The organism is Sphingobium sp. Cam5-1 (assembly GCF_015693305.1).
Taxonomy (GTDB): Bacteria; Pseudomonadota; Alphaproteobacteria; order Sphingomonadales; family Sphingomonadaceae; genus Sphingobium.
On the sequence record NZ_CP065138.1, the window covers coordinates 2576664 to 2603661 of the forward strand.

The following is a 26998-nucleotide window of genomic DNA, read 5'->3' on the forward strand; positions in this document are numbered from 1 at the left end:
AGGCTCCGTTGCTCGGGCATCAGGATCAAGGGTTTAGTTTACTGTGCGGCGGCGGGCAATGCGTCGCGCAAGCTGGCCCAGCTCGACCCGTCCACGCGCGTCCCATTGATGGTGAAGCCCGGCGTGCCGCCAATCTTCACCTTGTTCCACGCTTCGTCGGTCATGGCCAATATCTGCTTCATCGCCGCCGGATTGGCGATGCAGGCGTCAAGCTGCGCAGGCGTGAAGCCGCGTTTGCCCATCAAGGCGTAAAGGCCCGTATTACGCCCGATGTCGCGCAGCAGGGCGATCTGTTCGGATGGCTTGGCCGCACCCCGGTCATAGGCCTGCAACTGCTCCATCCAGGCGTCCTGATTTGCAAACAGCGCCTCATGATTGCCAAAAAAGCGCTTAGGCCCGCCGCATCGCGCCAGCAGCGCCGCCGCCAGGTCATATTTGTCGCGCACCGCATTGCGCGCTTCCACACTCACCCTGCCGCCCTTCACATAGTCGGCTTTGAGCGGCGCGCTCGCCTCACCCACGAAATGGGCGCAGTGCGAGCAGGTATAGCTTACATATTCGACCAGCTTGGTCGGAGCGGCCGGGTTGCCCATCACATGTCCTCCAATGGGCGACAGCGCGACCCGTGTCGTCCAGTTGACGGCGGGCGCGGCGATCAGCGTGCCGGGGAGGGTGATCAACGCGAAGAGGCCAAGGATTAGCAAGCGCGATTTCGTCATGCGTTCTTCCAATGAAGGGCCGCCCCTGTACGGCAATTGAATGATTCAGCTGATTTTCGGCAAACCGTTGGAATTGACAAGCCCTTGGGCCAGCGATTCCAGAACGGCCCGCAATTCCGGGTCGCCAATGTCGCGCAGCGAATCGCCAAGTTCCACCGGAACCGGCCGCAAATTGCGCGGTGGCGGGCGGCGTTCGGGCGTGGAACCGCGCACTTCGCCCTGCTTCATCGCGACCTTCGCCACGGCGGCATAGCCAAAGAAGCGGTTCACCCGGTCGATGATGTCGGGCAGCACATGCTGGATCATTGGCGCATGTCCGCTCATCACCGTCAATTGCAGCGTCCCGCCGGCTTTCTTGCCTACTGGAAAGCGGATCGATTCGGGGGCGGAAATCTCCGCATAATGCTGCCCAACAATCTCGGCCCAGCGCGTGACGATGCTCGACTGGACAAAGCCGAACTTGCGGAAAGCGGCAGCGCCGATCTGCGGCATCAGGTCGGCAATCTGGCGCGGGCCGCCGACGCGAGGCCGTTCGGCCGCTGCCTGGGCACGGCTTTTCAATTTAGGTGTTGCGGGCCGTTCCGTCATGCTCTGCTTAATGGCATAGGGCAGCCATGGACGTCGAGCGGAACCTCATGAAAATCGCAGCAGATCTGCTCGTACATTATGACGTCCATGCCCGTCGCCTTCCCTGGCGCGCCCCGCCGGGCGCCAACGCGGCGGACCCCTATTGCGTCTGGCTGTCCGAAGTCATGCTTCAGCAGACGACCGTCGCCGCCGTCGCCCCCTATTTCGCGAAGTTCACCGATCGCTGGCCATCGGTAGAGGCGCTCGCGGGGGCGGAGGATGCCGACGTCATGGCGGCATGGGCAGGCCTTGGCTATTATGCCCGCGCCCGCAACCTGCTCGCCTGCGCCCGCGCAGTGACGGATCAGCATGGTGGCATCTTCCCGGATAATGAAGAAGGACTGCGCGCCCTCCCGGGCGTCGGCGCCTATACCGCCGCCGCCGTCGCCGCCATCGCCTTCGGCCGCCGCGCCGTAGTGGTGGACGCCAATGTGGAGCGCGTCGTCGCCCGCCTGTTCGCCATCGACACGCCGCTCCCCGCCGCCCGCCCCCCCATCCGCGCCGCTGCGGACAGCATCACCCCCGATGCCCGCGCTGGCGATTTCGCGCAGGCGATGATGGACCTTGGCGCGACCATCTGCACATCGCGCAACCCCGCCTGCGGCATCTGCCCGTTGCGGCAGGACTGCGCAGCCTTCCGCATGGCCGATCCCGCCGCCTTCCCGGTCAAGGCCGCGAAGAAGGCGAAACCGCACCGCATCGGCCATAGCTGGTGGATCGAGCGGGCGGACGGCCATGTCTGGCTGATCCGCCGCCCGGCCAAGGGACTACTCGGCGGCATGCGCGCGCTTCCCTCGTCGGACTGGAGCGCCACGCCCGGCGCCACGCCGCCGCTTGCGGCATCGTGGAAAACGCTGCCGGAACCCGTCGCCCATGTGTTCACGCATTTCTCGCTGGCCTTGACCATTCATGTCGCCCATGTGGCAAAGGAAAGCATGCCCGTCGGCGAGGGCGAATGGTGGCCGCTCGCCCGCATAGACGAGGCGGGCCTTCCCACCCTGTTCCGCCGGGCGGCGCAAGCAGCGATGAAGGAGAGTGACGCCTATGTTCCTTGACCAGCCCAGCTATGCAGGTGGCCGTCTGGACCGCGCCGATCAAATCCGCATGAACCCGGATCTTGCGGCGCAGGCTTTTGCAAACCCCGAGGCCCGCTACCTCGTCCTCGACGGGCTCGATCCGGTCACGCAGGACGGCCATCTGCTGATGGAGCCGTTGCCTGACGACGCCAAGGCGGAAGATTACCTCCTTCTCGGCATCGATGAAGGGCAGCGCCCGCTGTTCGTTCGCCTGATCGAGGAAAATGGCGCCAACTTCGCCCCCAGCGGCCGCAGCCACGCCATCGTTGCCGAAGTGCCCGCCGATGAAGTCGCCCTTTACGGGACCGCGCGCAGCCTCGTCCACTGGCATGGCCGCCATCCCTTTTGCTCCGTCTGCGGATCGCGTACTCGCCCGGAAAAGGCGGGTTGGGCGCGTCGCTGCGGCGCCTGCGATGCGGAACATTTCCCCCGCGTCGATCCCGTCGTCATCATGCTGGCCGAACATGACGGCCGCGTGTTGGTTGGACGGCAGCATAGCTGGCCGCAGGGCCTCTACTCCGCGCTCGCCGGTTTCGTGGAACCGGGCGAAACCCTTGAGGAAGCCGTCATGCGCGAGATCAAGGAGGAAGCGGGCATCACCGTTCGTTCCGTCCGCTATGTGATGAGCCAGCCATGGCCTTTCCCTTCGTCGCTGATGATCGCCTGCATTGCGCAGGCTGACGATGATGCGCTGACGCTGGACGAGACCGAGATTGAGCATGCCCTTTGGTGCGACGCGGCCGGAGTCCGCGCGGCGCTGGCAGGGGAAGCGAACGCACCCTTCACCCCGCCTCCGCCCATGGCCGTCGCACACCATGTCCTCAAGCATTGGGCCGATGCGCAGGTTGCCCCGCCGGGTTCAAGCGCGTAAGGCCCATGGCCTGACGCCTCACCCCTCAGCAGGAACGCCCCGCACCCATGCTCAGCCTTGAAGAAGCCCAGTCCCGCGCGCAGGATCTGGTGACGGCGGCACGCAGGGCCGGGGCTGACGCGGCCGACGCCATCTACGCCTGCAATGCTTCGACCACGGTCGCGGTGCGCCTTGGCGCGCTGGAGGATGTGGAGCGATCGGAGGGGGAAGAAATCGGCCTGCGTGTCTTCGTCGGTCAGCGCTCCGCCAGCATCGCCGCGTCGGACATGAATCCCGCGACCTTGAGCACGCTGGTCGATCGTTCCATCGCCATGGCGCGGGAGGCGCCGGAAGATCCCTATGCGGGCCTTGCGCCCGAAGACCGGCTACTGCGCGGCACTTTGCCTGCACTAGACCTTGCCGATCCGAGCGAGCCTGAACCCGCGAAACTGCGCGAGCGCGCCCTGGCTGTCGAGGAAGCCGCCCGCGCCGTCGCTGGCGTCACCAACAGCGAAGGCGGCGGCGCGTCCAACGGCCGCAGCCAGGTCGCGCTCGCCACCAGCCACGGTTTTGCCGGTGCCTATGCGGGCACTAGTCATTCGACCTGGGCCAGCGTTCTTGCAGGCACCGGCGCGGACATGCAGCGGGACCATGCCAGCCACAGCGTCCGCCATCTGGTTGATCTGGATGACGCCGCGACAATCGGCGCCCGGGCGGGGGAGCGCGCCGTCGCTCGCCTCAACCCCGCGAAGCTCGAAAGCGGCGTCCTTCCCATCCTGTTCGACCCGCGCATTGGCTCCAGCCTGCTCGGCCATCTGATCGGCGGCATCGTCGGCCCCGCCATCGCCCGTCGGTCGAGCTTCCTGCTCGATTCCCTCGGGAAGAAGCTGTTCGACAGCGCCATCACCATCATCGACGATCCACTCCGCCTGCGCGGCATGCGCTCGCGCCCCTTCGACGGTGAGGGGCTGCCGGTCGCCCGTCGTGCCCTGATCGATGCGGGCGTGCTGACCGGCTGGCTGATGGACAGCGCATCGGCCCGCCAGCTCGGCCTACAGCCCACCGGCCATGCCAGCCGGGGCGGCAGCGGCGCGCCCGGCGCTGGCGTCACTAACGTCCATATGGAGCCCGGCACCCTCTCGCCCGCCGAGTTGATGGCCGACGTCAAGCGCGGTCTTTATGTCACCGAACTGATCGGCATGGGCGTGAACGGCGTCACCGGCGATTATAGCCGCGGCGCCGCCGGTTTCCTGATCGAGGATGGCGTGATCACCCGCCCGGTCTCAGAAATCACCATCGCCAGCCATCTGAAGGACATGTTCCGCGCCCTCGTGCCCGCGAACGACCTTGAATTCCGCTATGGCATGAACGTGCCCACCATCCGCATCGACGGGATGACCGTTGCCGGGGGGTGAGATCGACCTGCGCGCGTTGGTCGGCGCGGTATCGGACGCGGCCGATCGGGCGCTTACCCTCTGGGCGGGCGGCCAGACGCAGGTGCGCCAATGGGAAAAGGTCCCCGGCCATCCTGTGTGCGAGGCGGACCTCGAAATTGACGAGATGCTCCGCCAGAGCCTCAGCATCATCGACCCCACCGCCGGATGGCTGTCGGAGGAGACGGCCGACACCGTCCACCGCCTCGACCTTGCCCGCGTCTGGGTGGTCGATCCGATCGATGGCACCCGCGACTATCTGCGCGGTCGTCCGGGCTGGTCCGTGTCGGTTGCGCTGGTCGAACATGGCGCGGTGCGCATCGGCATCCTCGCCGCGCCTGCCCGCAACGAATTGTGGATCGCGCGGGCGGGGGAGGGCGCCACCCGCAACGGCCGCGTGCTTTCCGCAGGGTCCCGCATGATCCTGCCCGGCGCCCGCGTGCCCGCCGATCAACTCCCCCGCTACGACCGCGACCTCGTCACCGTCCACAAGCCCAACAGCATCGCGCTGCGCATGGCGATGGTCGCCGCCGATGAGGCCGACCTCGTCGCCACCGTTCGCTGGGGCAATGAATGGGATGTCGCCGCCGCCGCCCTGATCGCGCAGGAAGCAGGAGCGACCGTCACCGACGCGCTCGGCGTCCCTCTGTCCTTTAACCGCCCGGACCCCACCGCCTTCGGCCTGCTCTGCACAGCCCCCGGCATCCATGAAGCAGCGACGCAGCGCCTGGCCCCCCGCGCCCGCGAACTGCTAGGGCAAGGCTGAAAGAGCGCGTTACGTGGTCTGTTCGCCTATCGTCTTTTCCTGAGCCGAAGCTAACACCATCGCTCGCTATGCCTTAAAGCTTGCCGTATTTTGCCTCGAACCCGGCAGTGTCGCCAGCCGCCAGATATTTCGCCTGATCAACCCACTGGTCGCGTACGGGGCGACCCTTGAAATTGCCAAGCTTCGTATCGATCGCCGCGATGTCGGCTTCGTTCCAGTTGGCAATTTGCGCATAGCGGGTCACGCCCAGCTCGATCAGCAGTTGATTGAGCTTGGGGCCGACCCCCTTCATCCTCAGCAGATTGTCATGCGCGTCCGATGTGGGCGCCGCCGCCAGGGCAGCGGAAATCGGCGGCGATACCGGCGCGACTACAGGCTGAGGCTCAGCCGCGATTGTCGTGGGTGCAACGGTCACCGGTTCTGCTGCGGCGGGCGCAACCGGCGGCTCTTGTCGTTCCACTACAGGAGCACGCTCGGCCGGGGCGTTGTCGATGGGCGTCTTGCGCCCCGATAGCAGGAACACGACGCCGATCAGGACCAACAGCCCGATCAACAGCCACAGGCCGTAGTCCATGAAAAATTCCTGCATCACGCTCCCTCCTGTTTTCAGGCCCTTATCTAAGGGCGCTGGCGCACAATCGGCAAGAGCCTGTATTGGACAGTCTTAGCGCCCCTCGCGCTCCACTTCGCGCCAGCCAATGTCGCGACGGCAAAATCCGGTCGGGAACTCGATGGCATCTACCGCCCGATAGGCCGCCGCCTGCGCCTCGCCCACGCTGCTGCCGCTCGCCGTGACGTTCAGCACCCGCCCGCCATTGGCGACCAGCACGCCATCCTTGTCCGCCGTTCCTGCATGGAACACCCGCGCGCCGCTCGCTTCGGCCGCGTCTATGCCGCCGATCGTGCCGCCCTTTTCCGGCGTGCCCGGATAGCCGTTTGCGGCCATCACCACCGTCAATGCCGTGCGGTCGGCCAGCGTCACCGGCCCCTGCTCCGCCAGTCTTTCCTGCGCCACCGCCAGCAACAGTTCGACCAGATCGCCGTCGAACCGCATCATCAGCACCTGGCATTCCGGGTCGCCGAAACGCGCATTATATTCGATCAGCTTCGGCCCTTCGTCGGTCAGCATCAGCCCGGCATAAAGCACGCCCGAGTAAGGCGTCCCCTCGGCGGCCAATGTTTCAACGGTTGGCCGGATGATCTTCTCGATCACTTCGGCTTCCAGTTCGGGCGTCAGCACCCTCGCCGGACTATAGGCACCCATGCCGCCGGTATTGGGTCCGGTATCGCCGTCACCCACCCGCTTATGATCCTGCGCCGAACCAAAGGGCAGGATGGCGCTGCCGTCGGTGAGCGCGAAGAAGCTTGCCTCCTCGCCCGTCATAAACTCTTCCAGCACCACTTCCGCGCCTGCCGCGCCAAATGCGCCGGAGAACATGTCCTCGATCGCTTCGACGGCCTGATTGCGCGTCTCCGCAATAATCACGCCCTTGCCCGCGGCCAGACCATCGGCCTTGATCACCACCGGCAGGCCGAAGTCGCCGAGCGCCGCGATCGCACCATCCTTGCTGTGGGTGCGCTCATAGGCGGCGGTTGGAATGTGTGCGCGCTTGCACAAATCCTTGGTAAAGCCCTTGGACCCTTCCAGCTGCGCCGCCTTCTTGCCCGGCCCGAACACCGGATAGCCCTTGACCCGCAAATTGTCGGCCAGTCCATCGACCAGAGGCGCTTCCGGCCCGATCACCACCAGCCCGATCGCATGGCGCAGGCAGAAATCGACCACCGCGCGATGGTCCGTGGCATCCAGGTCGACCAACGTCGCATGCTGGGCTATGCCGGGGTTGCCGGGCGCTGCATAAAGGGTCGTGAGGCTGGGCGATTGCGCCAGCTTCCAGGCCAAAGCATGTTCGCGGCCACCGCTGCCCAACAAAAGGATGTTCATTTCGCCCATGTCCCCGGAATATGAAGCTGGTTTGGATGCATCGGGCCGCCTGTTAGCCGAGGAACGGGCGGGGGACAACGCGCCGCCGCTTTCGGTGAGCGAATTGTCGGCGATCTTGAAGCGCACGGTCGAGGATCGCTTCGGCCATGTCCGCCTGCGCGGCGAGATTTCCGGCTTCAAGCGCGCCGCGTCGGGGCACCTCTATCTGTGCCTCAAGGATGACAATGCGGTCATCGACGGCGTGATGTGGAAGGGCGGGGCGCAACGGCTGCCCTTCGCGCCACAGGACGGGGTGGAGGTGATCGCCACCGGCAAGCTCACCACCTATCCCGGCCGCTCCAAATATCAGATCGTGATCGAGCGGATGGAGCTGGCGGGCGAGGGCGCGTTGATGGCGCTGCTCGAAAAGCTCAAGGCCAAGCTCGCCGCCGAGGGATTGTTCGACCGCGACCGTAAGCGCCTGCTCCCCTTCATGCCCCGTACCATCGGCGTCGTCACTTCGCCGACCGGCGCGGTGATCCGCGACATTCTCCACCGCCTCGAAGATCGCTGCCCGACCAACGTCCTGCTTTGGCCGGTGCTGGTGCAGGGGCAGGGCGCGGCCGAGCAGGTGGCCCGCGCCGTACGCGGCTTTTCGGCCATGCAGCCGGGCGGCCCGCTGCCCCGGCCCGACCTCGTCATCGTCGCGCGCGGCGGCGGATCGGTTGAGGATCTATGGAGCTTCAACGAGGAAATCGTCGTCCGGGCGGTTGCGGCCTGTTCGATCCCGATCATCTCGGCTGTCGGCCACGAAACTGACACGACCCTTTGCGACTATGCCGCCGACATGCGCGCGCCTACGCCGACCGCCGCTGCCGAAATGGCGGTGCCGGTGCGCGCTGATCTGATGGCGATGCTGACCGAACAGGGCCTGCGCATGAACCGTGCGGTGCGTCGCGGTGCTGCGCAGGCGCGCGAGCGGCTAGAGGTGCAGGCCCGGCTCATGCCCACGCCCGACATGCTGCTTGCCCCGCAGCGGCAGCGGTTCGACCAGCTGTCCGGCGATCTTGGCAACGGCCTGCGCCACCGGGTAGCCGATGCGCGCGCGCATCTGGGGCAGGCCAGCGGTGCGCTCCGTCCCGCGCTCCTGCATCAGCATTTGAGCCGCGCGAAGGAACGGCTCGACCGTCAGCGCCTGCGTCCCGATTACCTGACCCGCGTTTTTCACGACCGCGCCACCGCCTTCGACCGCCTGTCGCGCCTGTTCGTCTCGGTCAATCCCGACCTGCCGCTCAAGCGCGGCTTCGCCCGCGTCATGGCGGGGGACCGCCTCGTCAGGACAGTCGATGAAGCCCGTGCGGCAGGCACGGTGTCGCTCCATTTCGACGATGGCGCGGTCGCGGCGACGGTGGAAAGCGGCCCGTCATCACCAGCCCTTGAGAAGGCGCCGTCGCAAGCTATATCCCCTACATCCCGCCCTTCCCGCAAACCGCAGGAGGGCGGCGAAACCCGCCAGCAGGACCTGTTCTCCTGATGTGCATGAATGTTAAGAAGGCCGCCTGATCCCATGCTGATGTCCAACCGCGATCGTCCGGCCCGCCTCCATTATATGGCCTACAGCTTCCGTGTGCTTCAGGCGGGCGACCATGTCGTCTGCGCCGTCACTGGCGAGAAAATTGCGCTCGACGACCTGCGCTATTGGAGCATCGCCCGGCAGGAACCCTATGCCAGCGCCGAAGCCTCGGCCCAGGCGGAGCTGAAGGCGCGCGGCCTGCGATGAAATGCTGGGCAGCCGCGCTTCTGCTGATGACCGGCAGTGTGGGCGCGGCGAACAATCCGGCACCCGTCCCCGCCGCCAGCATTACCCTTCAAGGCACCGCACAGCAGGGCGGCACGCTCACCGGAACCGCGCCCCCCGCGACGGCGGAATTGCGCCTCGACAATCAACTCGTTCGCGTCGATCCCGATGGCCGCTTCCTCATCGCCTTCGACCGTGACGCCGGGCCGCAGGCACAGCTCACCGCCAGCCTCTCAGACGGTCGCATCATCAACCAACCCATCAGCATCGCCCCACGCGCCTGGCGGATAGAGCGCGTCAACACGCCCCTCCGCCCGGTGCGCGACAATGAAGCCTTCTTGGCCTTGCGCCGCCCGGAACTGGCGCAGATCGCCGCCGCCCGCGCGCAGGAAACCGGCGCCCAAGGCTGGCGCCAGCGCTTCCTCTGGCCGCGCGTCGGCCGCATCTCCGGCCTGTTTGGATCGCAGCGCGTCTATCAGGGCGTCCCCGGCGCCTATCATGGCGGCATAGATATTGCCGGAGCGACCGGCGATCCCGTTCTGGCTCCTGCTGACGGCGTGGTGACACTGGCGGCCGATCATCCGTTCACGCTGGAGGGCAATCTGCTGATGATCGACCACGGCCATGGCCTCAGCAGCGCCTTCCTTCACCTCTCCCGCATCGACGTGAAGCTCGGACAGTCCATTCGTCAGGGGCAGAGCATCGGCGCGATCGGCGCCACCGGTCGCGCCACTGGCCCGCACCTTCACTGGGGCTTGCGCTGGAACGAAGCGCGGATCGACCCGCTTCTGCTCACCGGACCAATGCCAGCAAACTGAACTGAGATGCATTTGCGCAACTTAGTGTAACTTGTGGCAATGGCAGAGCATCAAAGTTCCGCCCGCCATAAATGACGCCAAATAAAGTTGTTAAACGAACGTAAAACCGCGCTTATCGCCTATGTGGCAAATTTACGACAGTGAAACAGCAAAGTGCGCTCATGCCAGCAGCATTGCTTTACACGCATAAAACGACTGCGCAGACTATCGCACAGCACGGATGAAGAGGGGTTTGCTGTCGGGCTCCTAACGCCCCTCTCCATGCGTCGGAAACTAGGCGCAGGTTCGCTTGCGCCGCTCCAGAGCAAGGGACTGGACTGTGAAGAAAATCTCGAACAATGCGTGGCTGCGCAATAGCGCGGCGCTGCAGGCGCTCGCATGCGCGGGCGCCGGTTTCGCGGCCCTGGCGGCGCCTGTCTTTGCGCAGGACACTCCAGCAGGCACCGCGGCCGAAGAGCCGGAGGCGACCATCGTGGTCACCGGCTCCATTCTGCGGCAGGACGTGAACAACACGCCTTCGCCGATCTCAGTCCTGACGTCCGAGTCGCTCGAACAGCGCGGCATCCAGACGACGCAGGAAGCGCTTCAGCGCATCTCGTCCAACAATGGCGCTGCGCTCACCAACAGCTTCTCGGCCAACGGCGCCTTTGCGGCTGGCGCGTCCGCGGTCTCGCTGCGCGGCCTGTCCACCAGTTCAACCCTGGTCCTGTTCGACGGCCAACGCGCCGCCTATTATCCGCTGGCGGATGATGCGACGCGCAACTTTGTCGATCTTAACACCATCCCTGACGATATCGTCGATCGCGTTGAAGTGCTGCGAGACGGCGCATCGTCCACCTATGGCGCCGACGCCATCGCGGGCGTCATAAACGTCATCACCAAAAAGCAGTTCAAGGGCATTGGCGGTCGCATCGAAGGCGGCATCACCGAACGCGGCGATGGCGAAAACTACCGCGCCACCTTGACCGTAGGCACCGGCGATCTCGGCCGCGACGGCTACAATATCTACGCCAGCGGCTTCTGGTATCGCCAGAACGCGCTTTACAATCGCGACCGGCCCTATCCCTATAATTCCCAGGATCAGTCGGGCATCTGCCGCGAGACCAGCACCGGCCGGGAGTGTGGGCCTCAGGTCGGTCCCAATGGGGGTTCGATCAACCCGTCGAGCACTGGTTACGTTGGCTGGGAAGATGCTACGTCGTCAAGCGACCGCCGTTCCTTCGCCACGACCTTTTTTGTCGCGCCTACAAACTCCCTAAGCGCGCTTGATGATCCGCTGGGTCGTTATCAGATCCTAAATCCAGCGGCAGGCTGCATAGCAGGCGAGACGCCTTACACGCTAACGCCGGCGGAACTGGCGCAGGCCGACGGTCAGAACACATTCGCCCCTACCACTGTCTGCCAGGGCGATCTGGTGCGGCAGTATGGCGTCATCTCTCCCCGAATCGAACGCTTCGGTGGCGCGCTGAAGGCGACCGTGGCGGTCACCGACGATATCGAGGCGTCCTTCACCGCCAATTATCTGCAGAGCAAGGTCAGCTATAGCGGCGAACCGGCGACGATCCGCGCCAATGGCCCGGCTGGCATCGCTTTCCCACGCTTCAGCACCTATAATAGCGGCCTTCCGAACGCGCCCGGCTCCTTCGCGCTGGCGCTGCCGGTCTATGTCTGCCCGCTAGTCAACGGCCTGCCCCAGCCCAATTGCGACGTCACCAACGGTACGCTGAATCCGAACAATCCGTTCGCCGCGCAGGGCCTGCAGGCGCGGATCATGGGCCGTATTCCGAACCTGACCGAATATAATGAGACGCTTAGCCGCACCTATCGCGGCGCCTTCTCGATCGGTGGTCCGATCACGGACAACTGGAACTTTGCGGCGGACATCGTCGGCATGGTGACCGACCTCACCCGCACGTCGAAGGGCTATGTCTACATCCAGAACCTGCTGAACGTAGTTGCCGACGGCAGCTATAATTTCGTCAATCCGCTGTCGAACAGCCAGTCGGTCCTCGATTATCTGTCGCCGGACAACATCACCAAGTCCAAGTCCGAACTTTATGCCGCCCAAGTCAGCTTCAACGGCACGCTGTTCGATCTGCCCGCTGGCCCCGTCCAGCTTGGCTTTGGTGGTCAAATCCGTCTGGAATCGATCAACGCGCCCAGCGCCAACGACGACTTTGCAGGTCCGACCCAGCGCTATTTCATCCTCAATGCCTTCGGCACCAAGGGTGAGCGCGTCGTTCGGTCGGGCTTTGTCGAGCTGAACGTCCCCGCTTTTGAAGGCTTCGAAGTCAACGCCTCGGGCCGCTACGACAATTATAACAGCGGTCAGGACGCCTTCTCGCCCAAGGTCGGCTTCCGCTACAAGCCGATCGATGCGCTGACCCTACGCGGCACCTGGTCGCGGGGCTTCCGCATCCCCAGCTTTGCCGAGGCCAACGCGCTGCCGACGACCGGTTTTGTGAACAATACCAAATCGACCTTCCCCGATTCCTATCTAGCTCAGTTCGGCTGTTCGCAAGATACCTTTGCCAGCTGCCCGACCTATCTCAACTCAAGCAGCTACGGTCAGACCCAGCTAGCAAGCCCTGACTTGAAGCCGGAAAAATCGACTAGCTGGACGGCGGGCGTGATTTTCGAGCCGACGCGCAATATCCGACTGAGCGTCGACTATTATAATATCAAGAAGAAGGGTGCGATCATTCCCGCGCCTTATGGCCCGGCGCTGGCCGCTTATTATTCGGGTGCAGCGATCCCGGCAGGCTACAACATCATTCAGGATTCGCCCGATCCCCAGCATCCCAACGCCCTGCCGCGCGTCGCCTATGTCCAGGCGCCGCTCATCAACGCCAACACGATCCGGTCCGAAGGTCTGGATTTCGCGGCGACCGGCCGGTTCGATTTCGGCGATGTGCGCTTCACCAGTTCGCTGGAGGCGACCTACATCATCAATCTCGATACGACCTTCGCCGACGGCAGCGTCGAAAGCTATGAAGGCACGCTCGGCAACAACAGCCTGACCGCAGGTTCGGGCACGCCTGAATGGCATGGCAGCTGGACCAACACGCTCGAATGGAAGCGCTGGACGCTTTCGGCGACGGCGGAATATTTCGGCGGCTATAATCTGTCGGCCGAAGACATCGAAGGTCCCGGCACGTCGGGCGATTGCGGACTACTGTCAAAGCAGTTCGTCAAGTGCGACGTAAAGCCCTATATCACCGTCGATCTCACCACCAGCTACAAGCTCAACGACAATTTCACGCTCTATCTGAACGTGCTCAATGTCTTTGACGATCTGCCGCCGATCGATCCGATCACCTATGGCGCTAACAACTACAACCCCGTCCAGGGTGGCACCGGCATCTACGGCCGCGGCTACCGTCTGGGCGTGAAGGCCAACTTCTGATCTGAAGTCAGTTGAAACAAGAAAAGGGGCGCGCCCGAAAGGATGCGCCCCTTTTTCGATATAAGCCCCTCCCCGTCAGGCGAGGGGTGATGAACATTACCCTACCCGCAACTGCAAGGCCCCATCGCCCTCGTCCACTCGCACCGTCGCGCCATCCGGCACCTCGCCGCGCAGGATCAAGTCCGCCAGCGAGTCCTGCAAATAACGCTGCACCGCCCGCTTGAGCGGTCGCGCGCCATAGACCGGGTCATAACCGACCCGTCCCAACCAGGCCCGCGCACCATCTGTCAGGTCCAGCTTCACCTTGCGGTCCTTCAACAGCTTGCCGATGCGCGCGACCTGAATGTCCACGATCGGCGCCATGTGGCTCGCACCGAGGCGATGGAACAGGATCACTTCATCAAGGCGGTTCAGGAACTCCGGCCGGAAGTGACCCCGGACGATGTCCATCACCTGATCCTCGACCTTCTCGACCGGCTCGTCGTCGGCCAGCGAAGCGATGAACTGGCTGCCCAGGTTCGACGTCAGCACGATGATCGTGTTGGTGAAGTCCACCGTTCGCCCCTGCCCATCGGTCAGGCGGCCATCGTCCAGCACTTGCAGCAGCACGTTGAACACATCGCTGTGCGCCTTCTCGACCTCGTCGAACAGCACGACCTGATAGGGCCGCCGCCGCACCGCTTCGGTCAGCACCCCGCCTTCCTCATAGCCGACATAGCCCGGAGGCGCGCCGATCAGGCGAGCGACGCTGTGCTTCTCCATGAACTCGCTCATGTCGATGCGCACCATCGCGCTGTCGTCGTCGAACAGGAACCCGGCCAGCGCCTTGGTCAGCTCGGTCTTGCCCACGCCCGTCGGGCCAAGGAACAGGAACGACCCCAGCGGCCGGTTTGGGTCCTGCAAGCCCGCCCGCGACCGGCGCACGGCAGTCGATACGGCCTTCACCGCATCGGCCTGCCCGATGACGCGCTTGCCAAGCTCTTCCTCCATGGCGAGCAGCTTTTCCCGCTCGCCCTCCATCATCTTGTCGACAGGAATGCCGGTCCAGCGCGACACGACCGAGGCGATATCCTCTGGCGTCACTTCCTCACGGAGCATCGCGCCTTCGGTCGCGCCCTCCGCCTCGGCGATCTTGCGCTCCAGGTCGGGAATGCGTCCGTAAGCCAGCTCGCCCGCCTTGGCGAGGTCGCCCGCTCGCTGCGCCTGTTCCAGCTCGACACGCGCGGCCTCCAGCTGTTCCTTCAGCTTGCTCTCGCCCGCAATCTTGTCCTTCTCGGCCTGCCAGCGCTGAGTCAGCGCCGCGGATTGCTCCTCCAGATTGGCGAGGTCTTCTTCCAGCGCGTCGAGCCGATCCTTGGACGCCTTGTCGGTTTCCTTCTTCAGCGCCTCGCGCTCGATCTTCAGCTGAATAATCCGCCGGTCGAGCGTCTCGATCTCCTCGGGCTTGCTCTCCACCTCCATCCGCAGGCGGGAAGCTGCCTCGTCCATCAGGTCGATCGCCTTGTCCGGCAGGAAGCGGTCGGTGATGTAGCGGTTGGACAGCGTCGCCGCCGACACGATCGCGCCGTCAGTGATCCGCACGCCATGGTGCAGCTCATATTTTTCCTTCAGGCCACGCAGGATGGAGATGGTGTCCTCCACCGTCGGCTCGCCCACGAACACCGGCTGGAAACGCCGCTGGAGCGCGGGGTCCTTCTCAACATATTTGCGATACTCATCGAGCGTCGTCGCGCCGATGCAATGCAGTTCGCCGCGTGCGAGCGCAGGCTTCAACAGATTGCCCGCGTCCATCGCGCCTTCCGACTTGCCCGCGCCGATCAGCGTGTGCATCTCGTCGATGAACAGGACGATCTGGCCTTCCGCGCCCTTCACTTCGTCCAGAACGCCCTTCAGTCGCTCCTCGAACTCGCCGCGATATTTCGCGCCCGCGATCAGGCTGCCCATGTCGAGCGCCATGAGCGTGCGGTCCTTGAGCGTATCGGGCACGTCGCCATTGGCGATGCGCAGCGCCAGGCCCTCCGCGATCGCGGTCTTGCCCACGCCCGGATCGCCGATCAGCACCGGATTATTCTTGGTCCGCCGCGCCAAAATCTGGATCGTCCGCCGGATTTCCTCGTCGCGCCCGATCACCGGATCCAGCTTGCCCTCGCGCGCCGCTTCGGTCAGGTCGCGCGCGAATTTCTTCAGCGCGTCATAGCGATCCTCCGCGCCCGCCGTGTCGGCCGTGCGCCCGCCGCGCAGATTGTTGATCGCGCTATTCAGCGCCTCCGCCTTCAGTCCCGCCGCCGCCAGAGCCTTGCCCGCTGCGCTCGTGGTCGCGAGCGTCAGCGCGAGCAGCAGTCGCTCAACCGTGACAAAGCTGTCCCCGGCCTTCGCCGCCACCTGCTCGGCGCTGTCCAGCACCCGCACCGCATCATTGTCGAGGCCCGGCGTCTGCTGCGCTCCGCTGCCCGATACTGCAGGCACCTTGGCCAGTGCCGCATCGGTTTCCCGCAGCGCGATAGCGGGATCGCCGCCCGCCGCCTTGATCAGGCCGGATGCCATGCCCTGATTGTCCTCCAGCAGCGCCTTCAGCAGATGCTCTGGACTGATCCGCTGATGGCTCATGCGGATCGCGACGGTCTGCGCCGATTGCAGGAAGCCCTTGGCGCGGTCAGTGAATTTTTCGAGGTTCATAGGAAGCCCTTCGTGAAACTTGCCACGATGTAATGTTGCATAAATGACACACAAGAGGCGCTACGCAATTATCCTTAGCATCGCTCGCCCACCCGGCGCAAACCTGCCCATATTAGAGGGAGATAAGCTCCCGATCCCGACGCGCCGTCCCTCCAATGCGTATTGCGCCGTCCCCATGCGCCGCTATGCTGCGGGCATCCATGCCGCCTCCCCGGCCATGATCTCCAGCTTCGATGAGGGCGCCCATGATTTTTTCCTCCACCTCGCGTCGCCTGGCTCTGTCGCTTGGCCTGTCTTCATTGAGCCTGTCGATCATCGCCTTTCCAGTCCCAGTCGCACGCGCTGCCCCAGCGGCTCAGACGGCTCCAGCGCCGCTCTCCAGCCTCGTTTCGGCGGTCGATATCCCTTACGAACAGTTCACGCTGAAAAACGGCCTGCGCGTCATCGTGCATACCGACCGGAAGGCTCCTGTGGTGGCGGTGTCGGTTTGGTATCATGTCGGCTCGCGCTTCGAGCCTGCGGGCAAGACCGGCTTTGCTCATCTGTTCGAACATCTGATGTTCTACGGTTCTGAAAATGCCGATGGGCCTTTCTTCGGACGGCTGGAGGATATCGGTGCGACCGACTGGAACGGCACGACCTGGTTCGATCGCACCAATTATTTCGAAACGGTGCCGACCGGCGCGCTCGACCGGGCATTGTTCCTCGAATCCGACCGCATGGGTCATCTGCTCGGCGCGGTGACGCAAACCAAGCTCGATGCCCAGCGCAGCGTCGTGCAGAATGAAAAGCGGATGGGCGAGAATGAGCCATACGGTCTGGTCGAATATGCCCAGCTTGCCGCCATGCTGCCCGAAGGCCATCCCTATCGCCACTCGACCATTGGATCGATGGCGGACCTGAATGCCGCCAGCCTTGCCGACGTGCAGAACTGGTTCAAAACCCATTATGGCCCGAACAACGCCGTGCTGGTGCTCGCGGGCGATATCGACTTGGCGACCGCGAGGGCGAAGGCCGAAAAATGGTTCGGGAACATCCCGGTCGGCCCCGCGCCCAAGGATGTGGACGCCGCCGTGCCAACGCTCGACAGGGATGTCGAAAAGCTGATGCACGACAATGTCGCGGCGACCCGGCTCTACCGCAACTGGATCGTGCCGGGCGTCAATTCGGCCGACCTGCCCCAACTCGATCTGGCGATGTCGGTGTTCGGCGGCCTCAAATCCTCCCGCCTCGACAATATATTGGTGCGCGACGAGAAAGTGGCCGTCGGTGTCAAGGCCAGCATCCAGCCGTTCGAAAAGCTGTCGATCGCGGAGATCACCGTCGACGTGAAGCCGGGGCAGGACGCGGCCGCCGTCGGCAGGCGGCTCGACCAATTGCTGGCCGACTATCTCGCCAAAGGACCTACCGCCGATGAGGTTCAACGCGCCGCGACCCAGCAACTGTCGGGTACGATCGGCGGTCTGGAAAAGGTCGGCGGCTTCAGCGGCAAGGCGGTGACCCTGGCCGAGGGCGCGGTTTATTCCGACGATCCGGGCAAATATAAGAAGGACCTTGCCCTCTATGCCGCCGCCACGCCGCAGTCGGTGGGCGACGCCGCCCGCAAATGGTTCGGGCGTCCGGTATTCCGGCTGACGGTGGCGCCCGGTGAACGGACGGCGGAGGATAATGCGCTCGCGGGCAACGCCATGCACCACCCCGCCTATTTCCGCGATCCCAAAAAGCCCGCGCCGGTTGCCGCCACGCCGCCGCCGCCTACCCGCATCGCTGAGCCGCCGATCGAGCCGGTCAAGGATCTGGATTTCCCCGCTGTCGAGGAAGCCCGGCTCAAGAACGGCATTCCGGTCGTCTTCGCCCGGCGCGCGACCGTCCCGGTGGTGCGGGTGTCGGTATCCTTCGACGCTGGCAATGCCGCCGATGACAAGGCAAAACTGGGCACGGCCGCGCTGACCACGGCCCTGCTGGATGAAGGCACGAAGACGCGCAGTTCGGTGCAGATCGCGGAAGAACAGGAGCGGCTGGGCGCGTCGATCGGCGCGAGCAACGGCATGGATAGCACCAATGTCGGCCTCTATGCGCTCAAGCCCAATCTCGATGCGTCGCTCGGCCTGCTCGCCGACGTAATTCGCAACCCGGCTTTCGCTCCGACCGAGGTCGAACGTATCCGGGGCCAGCTACTGACCCGCATCGCCGCTGAGAAAACCGAACCGATGCCGATCGCCCAGCGCCTGCTGCCGCCGTTGCTCTATGGCGCCGCGCATCCCTACGGCATCCCCTTCACCGGATCGGGCACGGCCAGCGGCGTCAAGGCGGCGACCCGCGCTGATCTTGCCGCCTTTCACGACAAATGGATGCGGCCTGACAATGCCACCATCTTCGTGACCGGCGACGTCAGCCTGGCCGAAATCATGCCGCTGCTGAACAAGCGCTTCGGCGACTGGAAAGCGCCTGCGGTGGCCAAGGGCAAGAAGCTGTTCCGCATGGACCGGATGGCGCGCCCGGCGCGGATCATCCTGGTCGATAAGCCGCAAAGCCCGCAATCCATGATCCTGGCGGGCCTGTTGACCGGCAAGCAGGGCACAGACAACCCATTGACGCTGCAGACCGCCAACGAAGTGCTGGGCGGCAGCTCCACCTCGCGGCTGATCATGGACCTGCGTGAAACGAAAGGCTGGGCCTATTCCGCTGGCACCGCGTTGCCCGGCGTCAAGGAAACCATCCCCCTGCTGGTCTATGCTCCCGTCCAGACCGACAAGACCGGCGCGTCCATCGCCGCCGCGCGTCAGGACATTGCCGATTTCCTGACCGCCAAGGGCACGACAGAGGTCGAACGCAACCAGACCATCAACAGCCAGATTCTGTCGCTGCCGGGCAGCTTCGAAACATCGTCGGACCTGATGGGGGCGATGATGCGCAACCGGCTGCTCGGCCGCCCGGACGATTTTTATGAAACGCTGCCGGGCCTCTACCGCGCCATGACCGCCGCCGACCTGGACAAGGCCGCGCGCGAGGCGATTGATCCCGCCCGGCTGATCTGGGTCGTCGTGGGCGATGCGAAACTGGTCCGGCCGCAGCTTGACGCGCTGGGCCTGCCCGTCGAAATGGGAACCCTTGCCGATTGAGGCTGCTTTGAGGAGATGAAGTGATGGCGAATGTCGACGGCGCTTATGATTGCGTGGCAAAGACGCCGCTGGGCGATCAGAAGGGCGTATTCACCGTCATCAGCAACGGCACCAGCTTTCACGGCACCTTCGCGGGCATGATGGGGTCGCTGGACGTCGCCGAGGGCAAGGTCGATGGCGACAAGCTCAACTGGAAAATGAACATGACGATGCCCATGCCCATCACGATGGAATGCGAAGCGGTTGTGGAAGGCGATTCGATCAACGGCACCATGCAACTGGGCGCGTTCGGGGCGGCGGGCTTTTCCGGTACGCGGCGCGTTTAAGCGGGCGTTTCCGCCAATGACCGGCCGTGCCACCGTGGGATTATCCTGATGTCTAGTTCCGGTCTGACGCAGGGGCTGGTGCAGCAGTTCCCGCTGGTCGCGCGCGGCTGGCGGCAACTGGCGGACGAAGCGCTGGCGGAATTGCGGGTGTCTTCCAGCGCGGGCTGGTGCCTGGTGCATCTGGCCCGGCTAGGTCCCGACGTGCGGCAGGCCGACCTCGCCGATCAGCTGGGCATCACCCAGCCCTCGCTGGTGCGGACGCTGGACGGGCTGGCAGCGATGGGATTGATCGAGCGCCTGCCGCATCCGGAAGACAAGCGATCGAACCGGGTGGAATTTACCGATGCAGGTCGCGACCTTGCCGCCCGGATTGAAGCACGGCTGGATGACCTGTCGCAGCAGCTGTTCGAAGGCGTCCCCGAAGCTGCCGTCGAGATCACCGTCAACATGATGCAGCTCCTCACTCGCCGCATCGGTGAACGGCGCAAGCAGGCTTAGGACGCGCGTTCATTCGTTAGCCGCTCACCCTAAGCGCCTATCGCAATCAGGGAGAGGCGCGGAACGCCCGCTGCCAACATTCTCACACAGAAAAGCCCGCCGATCGAAAAACCAGCGGGCTTCCTGAAAGCCTGGTGCGACCCGAAGGCTTTTTAATATTGAACAGTCACGGTCACCGCGCGGCGGTTCTGTGCCCAGGCGGCTTCATCCGAACCCAGTGCAGCCGGACGTTCCTTGCCATAGCTGACCGTGTTGATTCGGCTGGGGTCGATGCCGAGTGAGGCGAGATAGTTTTTCGCGGCATTGGCGCGGCGTTCGCCCAGCGCGATATTATAATCGCGGGTGCCGCGCTCGTCGGCATGGCCTTCGATCGTGACGCGAACATTGGGGTTCTGCTGCAACCATGCCGCTTGGCTCTGCAAAGTCTGCTGATCCTGCGCATCGACATCATATTGGTCGGTGTCGAAGAAGATGCGGTCGGACGAAACCGACGCGACGAAATCCTCCTGGCTGCCCTTGACCGGCCCAGTGGTCGTGCCGGTCCCGGTGCCGGTTTGCGCACTGGTATCGGTCGCGGGCGGGGGTGGCAGGTCCTTGGGCGCCTTCTTGCCGCAGGCGGCGAGCGCCAGCACGGACACGGCGATCAAAAGGGGGCGGTTGAGTTTCATGGGAGGCTCCTCAAAAAGTCCATGCGGTCGTTACGCTTGCGCGATGATGTGGTTCCCTGTCAGGGCAGCAGCGGACCCCATGCAGGGTCGGAGCCGCTCAAAGGCGTGGGGATGCGGCGTTCGTTGACGCCGGTCAGGTCGACTTGCCAGACCTGGCTGGTGCCTTCGCGCCCGGCGGTGGTGCGGAAAAATTGCAGGACGCGGCCGTTCGGCGACCAGGTCGGCTGCTCATCCTGCCAGCCGTTGGTCAGGATGCGTTCATTGCCGCCATCGGGCGTCATCACGGCGATCTTGAAGTCACCGGAAATCTTGGTGAAGGCGATCAGGTCGCCGCGCGGGCTCCATTCGGGCGTCGCATAGCGCCCCCCGCCATGGCTGATGCGGCGCTGGCCCGATCCATCGGCGTTCATGACATAGACTTGCTGGCTGCCCGAACGGTCGCTTTCGAACACGATCCGGGTGCCGTCGGGGGAATAGCTGCCCCCGACATCGATGCCCGGCGCGGTGGTCAGGCGGACGGGCTGACCGCCCTGCGCTGACACGCGATAGATGTCGGTGTTCCCCGCCACCGCCATCGAAAAGAGTATATTGCGGCCATCGGGCGACCAGCGCGGCGCAAAGGTCGCATTGTTGCTTTCGGTGACGAGGCGCTGGCGGCCGGTGCCGATGTCATAGACATAGATGCGCACCCGGCTGCCCAGATAGCTTACATAGACGATCGACTTATAGTCGGGCGAGAAACGAGGGGTGAGCGCGATCGACTGGCCATTGGTGATGAAGCGGTGGTTGGCGCCATCGCTATCCATGATGGCAAGGCGCTTGGTGCGGTTCCCCTTGGGGCCGCTTTCGGCGATATAGGCGATGCGGCTGTCGAAGAAGGGGCTTTCGCCCGACAGGCGCGCATAGATGGCGTCGGCGCATTTATGCGCGGCCCGCCGCCAGTCGCGCGGGGCGACGACATAGCCCTGGCGCGTCAGCTCCTGCTTGAGCGCCACGTCATAGAGATAGCAGCCGACCGTGATGTCCGCCTCGCCACCCGTGGTGCGGACGAAGCCCTGCACCAGCGCCTGATAGGCGCCCCATTTGTCATAGGCGGGGTTGGTGACTTCCGGAAAGCCGATGGCGGGGATGCCGCCGGGACCTGACGGATCGAACAGGCCCGATCCCTTGAGGTCCGAGGCGATCACCTCGGCGATCTTGCGGCCGAGTTCGCTGGAGGACCCGGCAGGGGTCGAGACTTCAGCCTGCGGGGGGAGGGAGGGGACGACGATCTTGAGGTTGCTGTCGATGTCGCCGGTCACATCGACCGACAACTGGGCCATCGCAGGGCTGGCAAAGGCTGCGCAAAAGGCGAGCAGTGCGGTTATTCCAAAGCTTCTCATCGCGCTTTCCTTGCGTAGACTCTCAGGGGTTTGAGCCATTTCCACTGTTCATAATATTCGTCCGGCAGCCCCTGAAAAGGGGACGCCTGAAGCACCGCCTGCACCGCGCGTTCCTTGTAGATGGACACTTGCGGCTTGTTGCTTGCGGTCTGCCCTTGCACGTCGATCACTTCGGGCCTGCCGATCACCCGGCCGTTGCGGTCGATCTTCACCTCCAGGAAGGCCACCAGCTGCTCGACATCCGCGCCGGAGGGGAGCTTCAAATGCCGGTAGATCTGATCGCCGATCAGACGGTCGAGCGCAGCCTTCTGCGCGGGACCCATGGTCGCAGCGGGCGGCGGTGCGGCCTTGCGCGGGGCGTCGGTTTCGGTGTTGATGCCCTTCAGGAAATCCTTGCCGAGCAGCGAGCCCTTGGGCTTTTTCGCCTTGCCCTGACCGGACGCGCGGGCGGGGGCGTTGGGCTTGGCCTTTGCGGCAGGCTTTTGGGTGGCCTTGGCTGGAGCGGGCGCCGCGGCCGCGGGTTTCGCCTTGGCGGGCGTCGGCTTAGCCGCTGGCTTTGCTGGCGCGGGCTTCGGCTTTGGCTGGGGCTTTGCCACGTCCTTCTTTGCCGGGGCCGGTTCGGGCTTGGCGGGTTTCGCCACGGGCTTGGGCGGCGCAGGCTTTGGCGGCGGGGGGGCGGGTGTCGGCTCCGGCTCCGGCACGGGCGTGGGTTCAGGAACGGGAGCCGGTGCCGCATCCTCGGTCGGGCCTGCTTCCGGCGCGACGCTGGGCGGTGGCGGCTGGGTCGAGATTTGCGGCGCGGCGGATTGCAGTGCGGCCTCGTCCACCAGACTGACGTCCATGGGCGGCGAGTTCAGCTTGAGCGGATTGGGCGTTGCCAGGAATCCGGCCGACAGCAAGCCGAACAGCAGGACATGTCCCGCCGTCGCCACGCCAAGGCCGATTTTCTCCGCACGTTCCATCCCCGAGTCCTATGGTCCCTATTCTGAACTGCCGCTGACAGCAGCATCGCTGCCGCCGGTGCTGACCAGCGCGACCTTGTTCAGCCCGGCGCGGTTTAGTTCACCCATCACGCGCATGACCCGGCCATAGTCGAGGCCAGTGTCCGCGCGCAGGAAGATTTGCGGCGGCTCGGCCTTGCCTGCGTTAGCGGACATGATCTCGGCCAGGCGATCCGGCAGGTCGGTATCGCTGATCTGGGTCTCGTCGATATAGAGGCCGCCGTCGCGGTCGATGGATACGACGGTCGGCTTCTGATCCTGATCGAGCCCCTTGGCGCGGGTTTCGGGCAGGTTCACGGGCACGCCGGTGACGAGCAGAGGAGCGGTCACCATGAAGATGATGAGCAGCACCAGCATGACATCGACCAGCGGGGTGACGTTGATGTCCGCCATCGGCGCGCGGCCCCGGCCACGGCGGTGGGAGGGTGGGCCGGACATGGCCATTATTCTTTACCCGTCATGCCAGCGAAAGCTGGCATCCCAGGAGGGATAGGGCCGGGCGTGAGGCACGAGATCCCAGCTTTTGCTGGGATGACGAAATGGGGTGGGATGACGGTGAGAGGTGCCATCACCGCTGAGCCTCCAGCTCCCGGCTGAGCGTCGAATAAAAGCCGTCGGCGAAGCGCGTGAGCTTGGATTCCATGCGGTTGATGCCGTGGCTGAAGCGGTTGTAGGCGATGACCGCCGGGATTGCCGCGAACAGGCCGATGGCAGTGGCGAACAGGGCTTCGGCAATGCCGGGCGCGACGACGGCGAGTGAGCTGTTCTGCTCCTTCGCGATCGCGGTGAAGGCGCGCATGATGCCCCAGACGGTGCCGAACAGGCCGACGAAGGGCGCGACCGAGCCGATGGTGGCGAGGATGTTCAGGCGGTCGGACAGGCGATCGACTTCCGAAGCGATCATGCTGGACATGGCGGTGGACAGGCGGTCGCGGGTGCCGTCGCGGTCGATGACCTTCTGCGCGGTCGATCGGCGCCATTCGGTGACGCCAGCGGCCATCACCTTGGCAGCGGGAAAGTCGGACGACTTGCCGCGCGCTTCATAGAAGCGGTCGATATCTTCCGCTTTCCAGAAATCATCCTCGAACGAGCTGCTCTGGCGGCTGGCCTTGCGCAGGGTGAAGCTGAAGCCGATGATCATCGCCCAAGTCCAGATGCTGGCGAGCACGAGGCCCAGCATCACCACCTTCACGACGATGTCGGCCTGCAAAAACAGGGCGAGCGGCGAAATGGTCGCAGCTTGGGTGGCGGCGCCGACAGCGGCGCCAACGTCGGGCATCGAAAGGCTCATGGGTTGATGTCTTCCCCTCTCATCAAACGGCTGAAAATGTCGATCCAGGATTTGGGCTGCCGTGTTGGACGGCCCTGGCTGGTCAGGAAGGCGACAGAGACTTCGCCGTCCGTCAGTATTTCATCGCCGCACCTGACTCTTTGATGAATGGTGCAGGCGACAGGGCGAATGGCGATCACGCGGCTTTCGACCAGCAGGTCGTCGTCGAGCCGCGCGGGGCGCTTATAGGCGATCTGGAGATTCGTCACGGCATAGACGCCGGTGCCATCTTCCTGCGCGGCGCGCTGGTCGATGCCCGCGACGCGCAGCATGTCGGACCGCGCCCGTTCCATATAGCGCAGATAATTGGCGTGATAGACGAGCCCTGACAGGTCCGTATCCTCAAAATAGACGCGCAGGGGAAAGTGATGCACGGCGGCAAAGAACCTTCCGGTCGCCGGCTCGGGCATGGACGCTGAAACGGACATGCGCGGCCTTTTAACCATCAAGCAGGCAGCAGGCAAAGGCGGAAATGAACAGGGCCGAAGCGGCCTGCCGGGCAGCAGGGGCTATCCGTCCCACAAACAGGCGCGCTCAGCCCTCATTAACACAGCAGCCGTTGTGATCTTTCAAAAGCGCTAGCCCCCCGCTTGCCATATCGCTACTGGGCGGAAAATTGATTTTGCGAGGACATTAGCATGACCGACATTCAGACCGTGGGCGTCATCGGCGCTGGTCAGATGGGCGCGGGTATTGCGCAGGTCAGCGCGCAGGCTGGCTATGATGTGATCCTGTGCGACGTCGATCTGGCGCGCGCGCAAGAGGGGCTTCAGGGCATTTCAAAGCAGCTTGCCCGTGCGGTCGAAAAGGGCAAGTTGAGCCAGGAAGATTCCGAGGCCGCCTTTGCCCGCATCCGGCCGAGCGGTGACCTGGCTCCGCTGGCCGACGCTCAGTTGGTGATCGAGGCCGCGACCGAGCGGGAGGAGATCAAGCGCAGCATCTTCACCAATGTGGGTGCCGTGATCACGCCGGGCACGATCCTGGCGAGCAACACATCATCCATCCCCATCACGCGGCTGGCGCAGGTGGTTCCCGATCCCGCCTTGTTCGTGGGCATCCACTTCTTCAATCCTGTTCAGGTCATGGCGTTGATTGAGCTGATCCGGGGCCTGGCAACCTCGGATGAGACGGTCGCCATCGTTGAAACCTTCGCCGCTCGCTTGGGGAAGAATGTCGTTCAGGCGTTCGACTCCCCCGGTTTCGTGGTCAATCGTATCCTGCTGCCGATGATCAACGAATCCATCTTCGCGCTGGGTGAAGGCGTCGCCAACATCCGCGACATCGACATGGGCGTGCGTCTGGGCCTCAACCATCCCATGGGGCCGCTGACGCTGGCGGATTTTGTCGGGCTCGATACCTGTCTCGAGGTGCTGAACGTGCTTCGGTCGACGACCGGCGATTCCAAATATCGCCCGGCGCCGCTGCTGGTGAAATATGTCGAGGCTGGCTGGCTTGGGCGCAAGACGGGCAGGGGCTTTTACGACTATTCGGGGACGGAGCCTGTGCCGACGCGATAAGCGGGGCGCGGATCAGTCTGATCTAAGGCGATGCTTTTTAAGGCAATGGCGCAGCTGGTCATAGCTTAAGCCAAGAGCCTTGGCGGTTGCGCGCTGATTGTAGCGGTGGCGCTCCAGCGTTGCGTGTACGATGGCGGCCTCATGCGCGTCCACGGCGGCGCGCAGGTCGCTAACCTCGGTGAAGCCGGTTGCGGGGGCGGGCTTGGGTTCCTCTGCACTGGCGCTGAGCGACGGCGCCTGCGGCTTCCAGGGCGAGGCGAAGGGGTCGAAGATGATCTGGCCGACCGGACCTGAGCGATCTTCCCAGCGATAGACGGCTCGCTCCACGACATTGCGCAGTTCGCGGACATTGCCGGGCCAGCCATGGGCTTCCAGTGCGGCGATGCAGTCAGGCGTGAAGCCATGCCATTCGGACCGTCCCAGTTCGGCGGCCATGCGGCGGCCGAAATGATCGGCGAGCACGACCACATCTCCCTCGCGGGCGCGTAGTGGCGGGAGGGTGATGACTTCGAAGCTCAGGCGATCCAGCAGGTCCGCGCGGAAGCGGCCTGAATCGGCGAGGGCGGGCAGGTCTTCGTTGGTCGCGGCTATGATGCGGACGTCTACCGTCATGGCGCGCGAGGCGCCGATGCGGGTGACTTCGCCATATTCGATGACGCGCAGCAGCCTTTCCTGTGCCGCCATTGAGAGTGTCGCCAATTCGTCAAGGAAGAGCGTGCCGCCGTCGGCTTCCTCGAACCGCCCGGCGCGGGCGCGGGTGGCGCCGGTGAAGGCGCCCTGTTCATGGCCGAACAGCTCAGCCTCGATCAGCGTTTCGGGAAGCGCGGCGCAGTTCATGACGATAAGCGGCTCACCCCAGCGCGTGGAGAGGCGATGGAGGCGTTCGGCGATCAGTTCCTTGCCCGTGCCACGCTCACCCACAACCAGGATGGGGCGATCGAGTTCGGCGGCGCGCCCGGCCTGCTCGACAGCGTCAAGGAAGGGCAGCGATTGGCCGATGAACTGGGTGTTTCGTTCCATGGCCAGATTATGGTGAAAATTGCCACTTATTGGCAAGATATATT

At 64.4% G+C, this 26998-nt stretch carries 24 protein-coding genes; 12 read left to right on the plus strand and 12 right to left on the minus strand.

All coding sequences use genetic code 11. From position 1 onward, the window contains the following. Positions 1–38: 38 nt before the first annotated feature. Together IZV00_RS12820 and IZV00_RS12825 are read right to left on the minus strand one after the other, a co-directional pair. The gene (locus IZV00_RS12820; protein ID WP_196224989.1) at positions 39–719 is read right to left on the minus strand and encodes a thioredoxin domain-containing protein; all 681 of its coding nucleotides are present in this window, start codon (positions 717–719) and stop codon (positions 39–41) included. A gap of 45 nt (positions 720–764) precedes the next feature. Then, positions 765–1307 carry a DUF721 domain-containing protein gene (locus IZV00_RS12825; protein WP_196224990.1) on the minus strand — a complete coding sequence of 181 codons (543 nt, stop codon included), beginning with the start codon at positions 1305–1307 and terminating at the stop codon, positions 765–767. A gap of 26 nt (positions 1308–1333) precedes the next feature. Here IZV00_RS12825 and mutY point away from each other — a divergent pair, with 26 nt between their 5' ends. From mutY to IZV00_RS12845, 4 genes are read left to right on the plus strand one after another with little or no spacing between them, the layout of a single operon-like run. Beyond that, positions 1334–2401, plus strand: coding sequence for an A/G-specific adenine glycosylase (mutY, locus tag IZV00_RS12830; RefSeq protein ID WP_196224991.1), 1068 nt, complete (start codon positions 1334–1336; stop codon positions 2399–2401). Further along, the gene (gene nudC / locus IZV00_RS12835; protein ID WP_196224992.1) at positions 2391–3293 is read left to right on the plus strand and encodes an NAD(+) diphosphatase; all 903 of its coding nucleotides are present in this window, start codon (positions 2391–2393) and stop codon (positions 3291–3293) included. Before mutY ends, nudC begins: the two co-directional genes overlap by 11 nt. Before the next feature lie 47 nt (positions 3294–3340). After that, entirely contained in the window at positions 3341–4687 is a 1347-nt protein-coding gene (locus tag IZV00_RS12840; protein ID WP_196224993.1) for a TldD/PmbA family protein, read from the plus strand. Then, positions 4674–5471: an inositol monophosphatase family protein gene (locus IZV00_RS12845; protein ID WP_196224994.1), complete on the plus strand. Its 798-nt coding sequence runs from the start codon at positions 4674–4676 to the stop codon at positions 5469–5471. Before IZV00_RS12840 ends, IZV00_RS12845 begins: the two co-directional genes overlap by 14 nt. Positions 5472–5544: 73 nt before the next feature. Here the strand turns inward: IZV00_RS12845 and IZV00_RS12850 are convergent, their stop codons facing one another. Beyond that, positions 5545–6060 carry a hypothetical protein gene (locus IZV00_RS12850; RefSeq protein ID WP_196224995.1) on the minus strand — a complete coding sequence of 172 codons (516 nt, stop codon included), beginning with the start codon at positions 6058–6060 and terminating at the stop codon, positions 5545–5547. A gap of 75 nt (positions 6061–6135) precedes the next feature. After that, entirely contained in the window at positions 6136–7413 is a 1278-nt protein-coding gene (gene purD, locus IZV00_RS12855; protein ID WP_196224996.1) for a phosphoribosylamine--glycine ligase, read from the minus strand. 7 nt (positions 7414–7420) lie between these two features. Here purD and xseA point away from each other — a divergent pair, with 7 nt between their 5' ends. The 4 genes from xseA (at position 7421) to IZV00_RS12875 (ending at position 13414) form a co-directional block, all read left to right on the plus strand. After that, entirely contained in the window at positions 7421–8926 is a 1506-nt protein-coding gene (gene xseA / locus IZV00_RS12860; RefSeq protein ID WP_196224997.1) for an exodeoxyribonuclease VII large subunit, read from the plus strand. Between the two features lie 33 nt (positions 8927–8959). After that, positions 8960–9172, plus strand: coding sequence for a DUF2093 domain-containing protein (locus IZV00_RS12865; RefSeq protein WP_196224998.1), 213 nt, complete (start codon positions 8960–8962; stop codon positions 9170–9172). Further along, a complete protein-coding gene (locus IZV00_RS12870; RefSeq protein ID WP_196224999.1) occupies positions 9169–10008 on the plus strand; it encodes a M23 family metallopeptidase in 840 nt (279 codons plus the stop codon). The genes IZV00_RS12865 and IZV00_RS12870 overlap by 4 nt, the downstream gene beginning before the upstream one ends. A 319-nt stretch (positions 10009–10327) precedes the next feature. Further along, on the plus strand, positions 10328–13414 hold the full coding sequence (locus IZV00_RS12875; RefSeq protein WP_230463218.1) for a TonB-dependent receptor plug domain-containing protein: 3087 nt from the start codon (positions 10328–10330) through the stop codon (positions 13412–13414). Between the two features lie 96 nt (positions 13415–13510). Here IZV00_RS12875 and clpB read toward each other — a convergent pair whose 3' ends face one another. Beyond that, positions 13511–16090, minus strand: a complete 2580-nt coding sequence (clpB, locus tag IZV00_RS12880; RefSeq protein WP_196225000.1) for an ATP-dependent chaperone ClpB — start codon at positions 16088–16090, stop codon at positions 13511–13513. 245 nt (positions 16091–16335) lie between these two features. Between clpB and IZV00_RS12885 the strand changes: the two genes are divergently transcribed. From IZV00_RS12885 to IZV00_RS12895, 3 genes are read left to right on the plus strand one after another with little or no spacing between them, the layout of a single operon-like run. Next, positions 16336–19212: a M16 family metallopeptidase gene (locus IZV00_RS12885; RefSeq protein ID WP_196225001.1), complete on the plus strand. Its 2877-nt coding sequence runs from the start codon at positions 16336–16338 to the stop codon at positions 19210–19212. A gap of 23 nt (positions 19213–19235) precedes the next feature. Then, entirely contained in the window at positions 19236–19538 is a 303-nt protein-coding gene (locus tag IZV00_RS12890) for a hypothetical protein (protein ID WP_196225002.1), read from the plus strand. Positions 19539–19586: 48 nt separating this feature from the next. Next, on the plus strand, positions 19587–20036 hold the full coding sequence (locus IZV00_RS12895) for a MarR family winged helix-turn-helix transcriptional regulator (RefSeq protein WP_196225003.1): 450 nt from the start codon (positions 19587–19589) through the stop codon (positions 20034–20036). A 152-nt stretch (positions 20037–20188) separates the two neighbouring features. Here IZV00_RS12895 and pal read toward each other — a convergent pair whose 3' ends face one another. The 6 genes from pal to IZV00_RS12925 form a co-directional block, all read right to left on the minus strand. After that, positions 20189–20704: a peptidoglycan-associated lipoprotein Pal gene (gene pal, locus IZV00_RS12900; RefSeq protein WP_196225004.1), complete on the minus strand. Its 516-nt coding sequence runs from the start codon at positions 20702–20704 to the stop codon at positions 20189–20191. 59 nt (positions 20705–20763) lie between these two features. Further along, positions 20764–22086, minus strand: a complete 1323-nt coding sequence (tolB, locus tag IZV00_RS12905; protein ID WP_196225005.1) for a Tol-Pal system beta propeller repeat protein TolB — start codon at positions 22084–22086, stop codon at positions 20764–20766. Further along, on the minus strand, positions 22083–23048 hold the full coding sequence (locus IZV00_RS12910) for a cell envelope biogenesis protein TolA (protein ID WP_196225006.1): 966 nt from the start codon (positions 23046–23048) through the stop codon (positions 22083–22085). Before IZV00_RS12910 ends, tolB begins: the two co-directional genes overlap by 4 nt. A gap of 18 nt (positions 23049–23066) precedes the next feature. Then, the gene (tolR, locus tag IZV00_RS12915; RefSeq protein WP_196225007.1) at positions 23067–23531 is read right to left on the minus strand and encodes a protein TolR; all 465 of its coding nucleotides are present in this window, start codon (positions 23529–23531) and stop codon (positions 23067–23069) included. A gap of 124 nt (positions 23532–23655) precedes the next feature. Next, positions 23656–24378 carry a protein TolQ gene (tolQ, locus tag IZV00_RS12920; protein WP_196225008.1) on the minus strand — a complete coding sequence of 241 codons (723 nt, stop codon included), beginning with the start codon at positions 24376–24378 and terminating at the stop codon, positions 23656–23658. Continuing rightward, the gene (locus tag IZV00_RS12925; RefSeq protein ID WP_196225009.1) at positions 24375–24845 is read right to left on the minus strand and encodes a YbgC/FadM family acyl-CoA thioesterase; all 471 of its coding nucleotides are present in this window, start codon (positions 24843–24845) and stop codon (positions 24375–24377) included. Before IZV00_RS12925 ends, tolQ begins: the two co-directional genes overlap by 4 nt. A gap of 210 nt (positions 24846–25055) precedes the next feature. Between IZV00_RS12925 and IZV00_RS12930 the strand changes: the two genes are divergently transcribed. After that, positions 25056–25934, plus strand: a complete 879-nt coding sequence (locus IZV00_RS12930) for a 3-hydroxybutyryl-CoA dehydrogenase (RefSeq protein ID WP_196225010.1) — start codon at positions 25056–25058, stop codon at positions 25932–25934. 12 nt (positions 25935–25946) lie between these two features. On the opposite strand, the gene pspF is transcribed toward IZV00_RS12930, so the two are convergent. Then, positions 25947–26954 carry a phage shock protein operon transcriptional activator gene (gene pspF, locus IZV00_RS12935; RefSeq protein ID WP_196225011.1) on the minus strand — a complete coding sequence of 336 codons (1008 nt, stop codon included), beginning with the start codon at positions 26952–26954 and terminating at the stop codon, positions 25947–25949. Between the last annotated feature and the right edge of the window lie 44 nt (positions 26955–26998).

Bases quoted from the DNA above. Each gene is read 5' to 3' on its own strand.
- IZV00_RS12820 (WP_196224989.1), bottom strand. From the start codon at position 719: ATGACGAAATCGCGCTTGCTAATCCTTGGCCTCTTCGCGTTGATCACC.
- IZV00_RS12825 (WP_196224990.1), bottom strand. From the start codon at position 1,307: ATGACGGAACGGCCCGCAACACCTAAATTGAAAAGCCGTGCCCAGGCA.
- mutY (WP_196224991.1), top strand. From the start codon at position 1,334: ATGGACGTCGAGCGGAACCTCATGAAAATCGCAGCAGATCTGCTCGTA.
- nudC (WP_196224992.1), top strand. From the start codon at position 2,391: ATGTTCCTTGACCAGCCCAGCTATGCAGGTGGCCGTCTGGACCGCGCC.
- IZV00_RS12840 (WP_196224993.1), top strand. From the start codon at position 3,341: ATGCTCAGCCTTGAAGAAGCCCAGTCCCGCGCGCAGGATCTGGTGACG.
- IZV00_RS12850 (WP_196224995.1), bottom strand. From the start codon at position 6,060: ATGCAGGAATTTTTCATGGACTACGGCCTGTGGCTGTTGATCGGGCTG.
- purD (WP_196224996.1), bottom strand. From the start codon at position 7,413: ATGAACATCCTTTTGTTGGGCAGCGGTGGCCGCGAACATGCTTTGGCC.
- xseA (WP_196224997.1), top strand. From the start codon at position 7,421: ATGTCCCCGGAATATGAAGCTGGTTTGGATGCATCGGGCCGCCTGTTA.
- IZV00_RS12865 (WP_196224998.1), top strand. From the start codon at position 8,960: ATGCTGATGTCCAACCGCGATCGTCCGGCCCGCCTCCATTATATGGCC.
- IZV00_RS12870 (WP_196224999.1), top strand. From the start codon at position 9,169: ATGAAATGCTGGGCAGCCGCGCTTCTGCTGATGACCGGCAGTGTGGGC.
- clpB (WP_196225000.1), bottom strand. From the start codon at position 16,090: ATGAACCTCGAAAAATTCACTGACCGCGCCAAGGGCTTCCTGCAATCG.
- IZV00_RS12885 (WP_196225001.1), top strand. From the start codon at position 16,336: ATGATTTTTTCCTCCACCTCGCGTCGCCTGGCTCTGTCGCTTGGCCTG.
- IZV00_RS12890 (WP_196225002.1), top strand. From the start codon at position 19,236: ATGGCGAATGTCGACGGCGCTTATGATTGCGTGGCAAAGACGCCGCTG.
- IZV00_RS12895 (WP_196225003.1), top strand. From the start codon at position 19,587: ATGTCTAGTTCCGGTCTGACGCAGGGGCTGGTGCAGCAGTTCCCGCTG.
- pal (WP_196225004.1), bottom strand. From the start codon at position 20,704: ATGAAACTCAACCGCCCCCTTTTGATCGCCGTGTCCGTGCTGGCGCTC.
- tolB (WP_196225005.1), bottom strand. From the start codon at position 22,086: ATGAGAAGCTTTGGAATAACCGCACTGCTCGCCTTTTGCGCAGCCTTT.
- IZV00_RS12910 (WP_196225006.1), bottom strand. From the start codon at position 23,048: ATGGAACGTGCGGAGAAAATCGGCCTTGGCGTGGCGACGGCGGGACAT.
- tolR (WP_196225007.1), bottom strand. From the start codon at position 23,531: ATGGCCATGTCCGGCCCACCCTCCCACCGCCGTGGCCGGGGCCGCGCG.
- tolQ (WP_196225008.1), bottom strand. From the start codon at position 24,378: ATGAGCCTTTCGATGCCCGACGTTGGCGCCGCTGTCGGCGCCGCCACC.
- IZV00_RS12925 (WP_196225009.1), bottom strand. From the start codon at position 24,845: ATGTCCGTTTCAGCGTCCATGCCCGAGCCGGCGACCGGAAGGTTCTTT.
- IZV00_RS12930 (WP_196225010.1), top strand. From the start codon at position 25,056: ATGACCGACATTCAGACCGTGGGCGTCATCGGCGCTGGTCAGATGGGC.
- pspF (WP_196225011.1), bottom strand. From the start codon at position 26,954: ATGGAACGAAACACCCAGTTCATCGGCCAATCGCTGCCCTTCCTTGAC.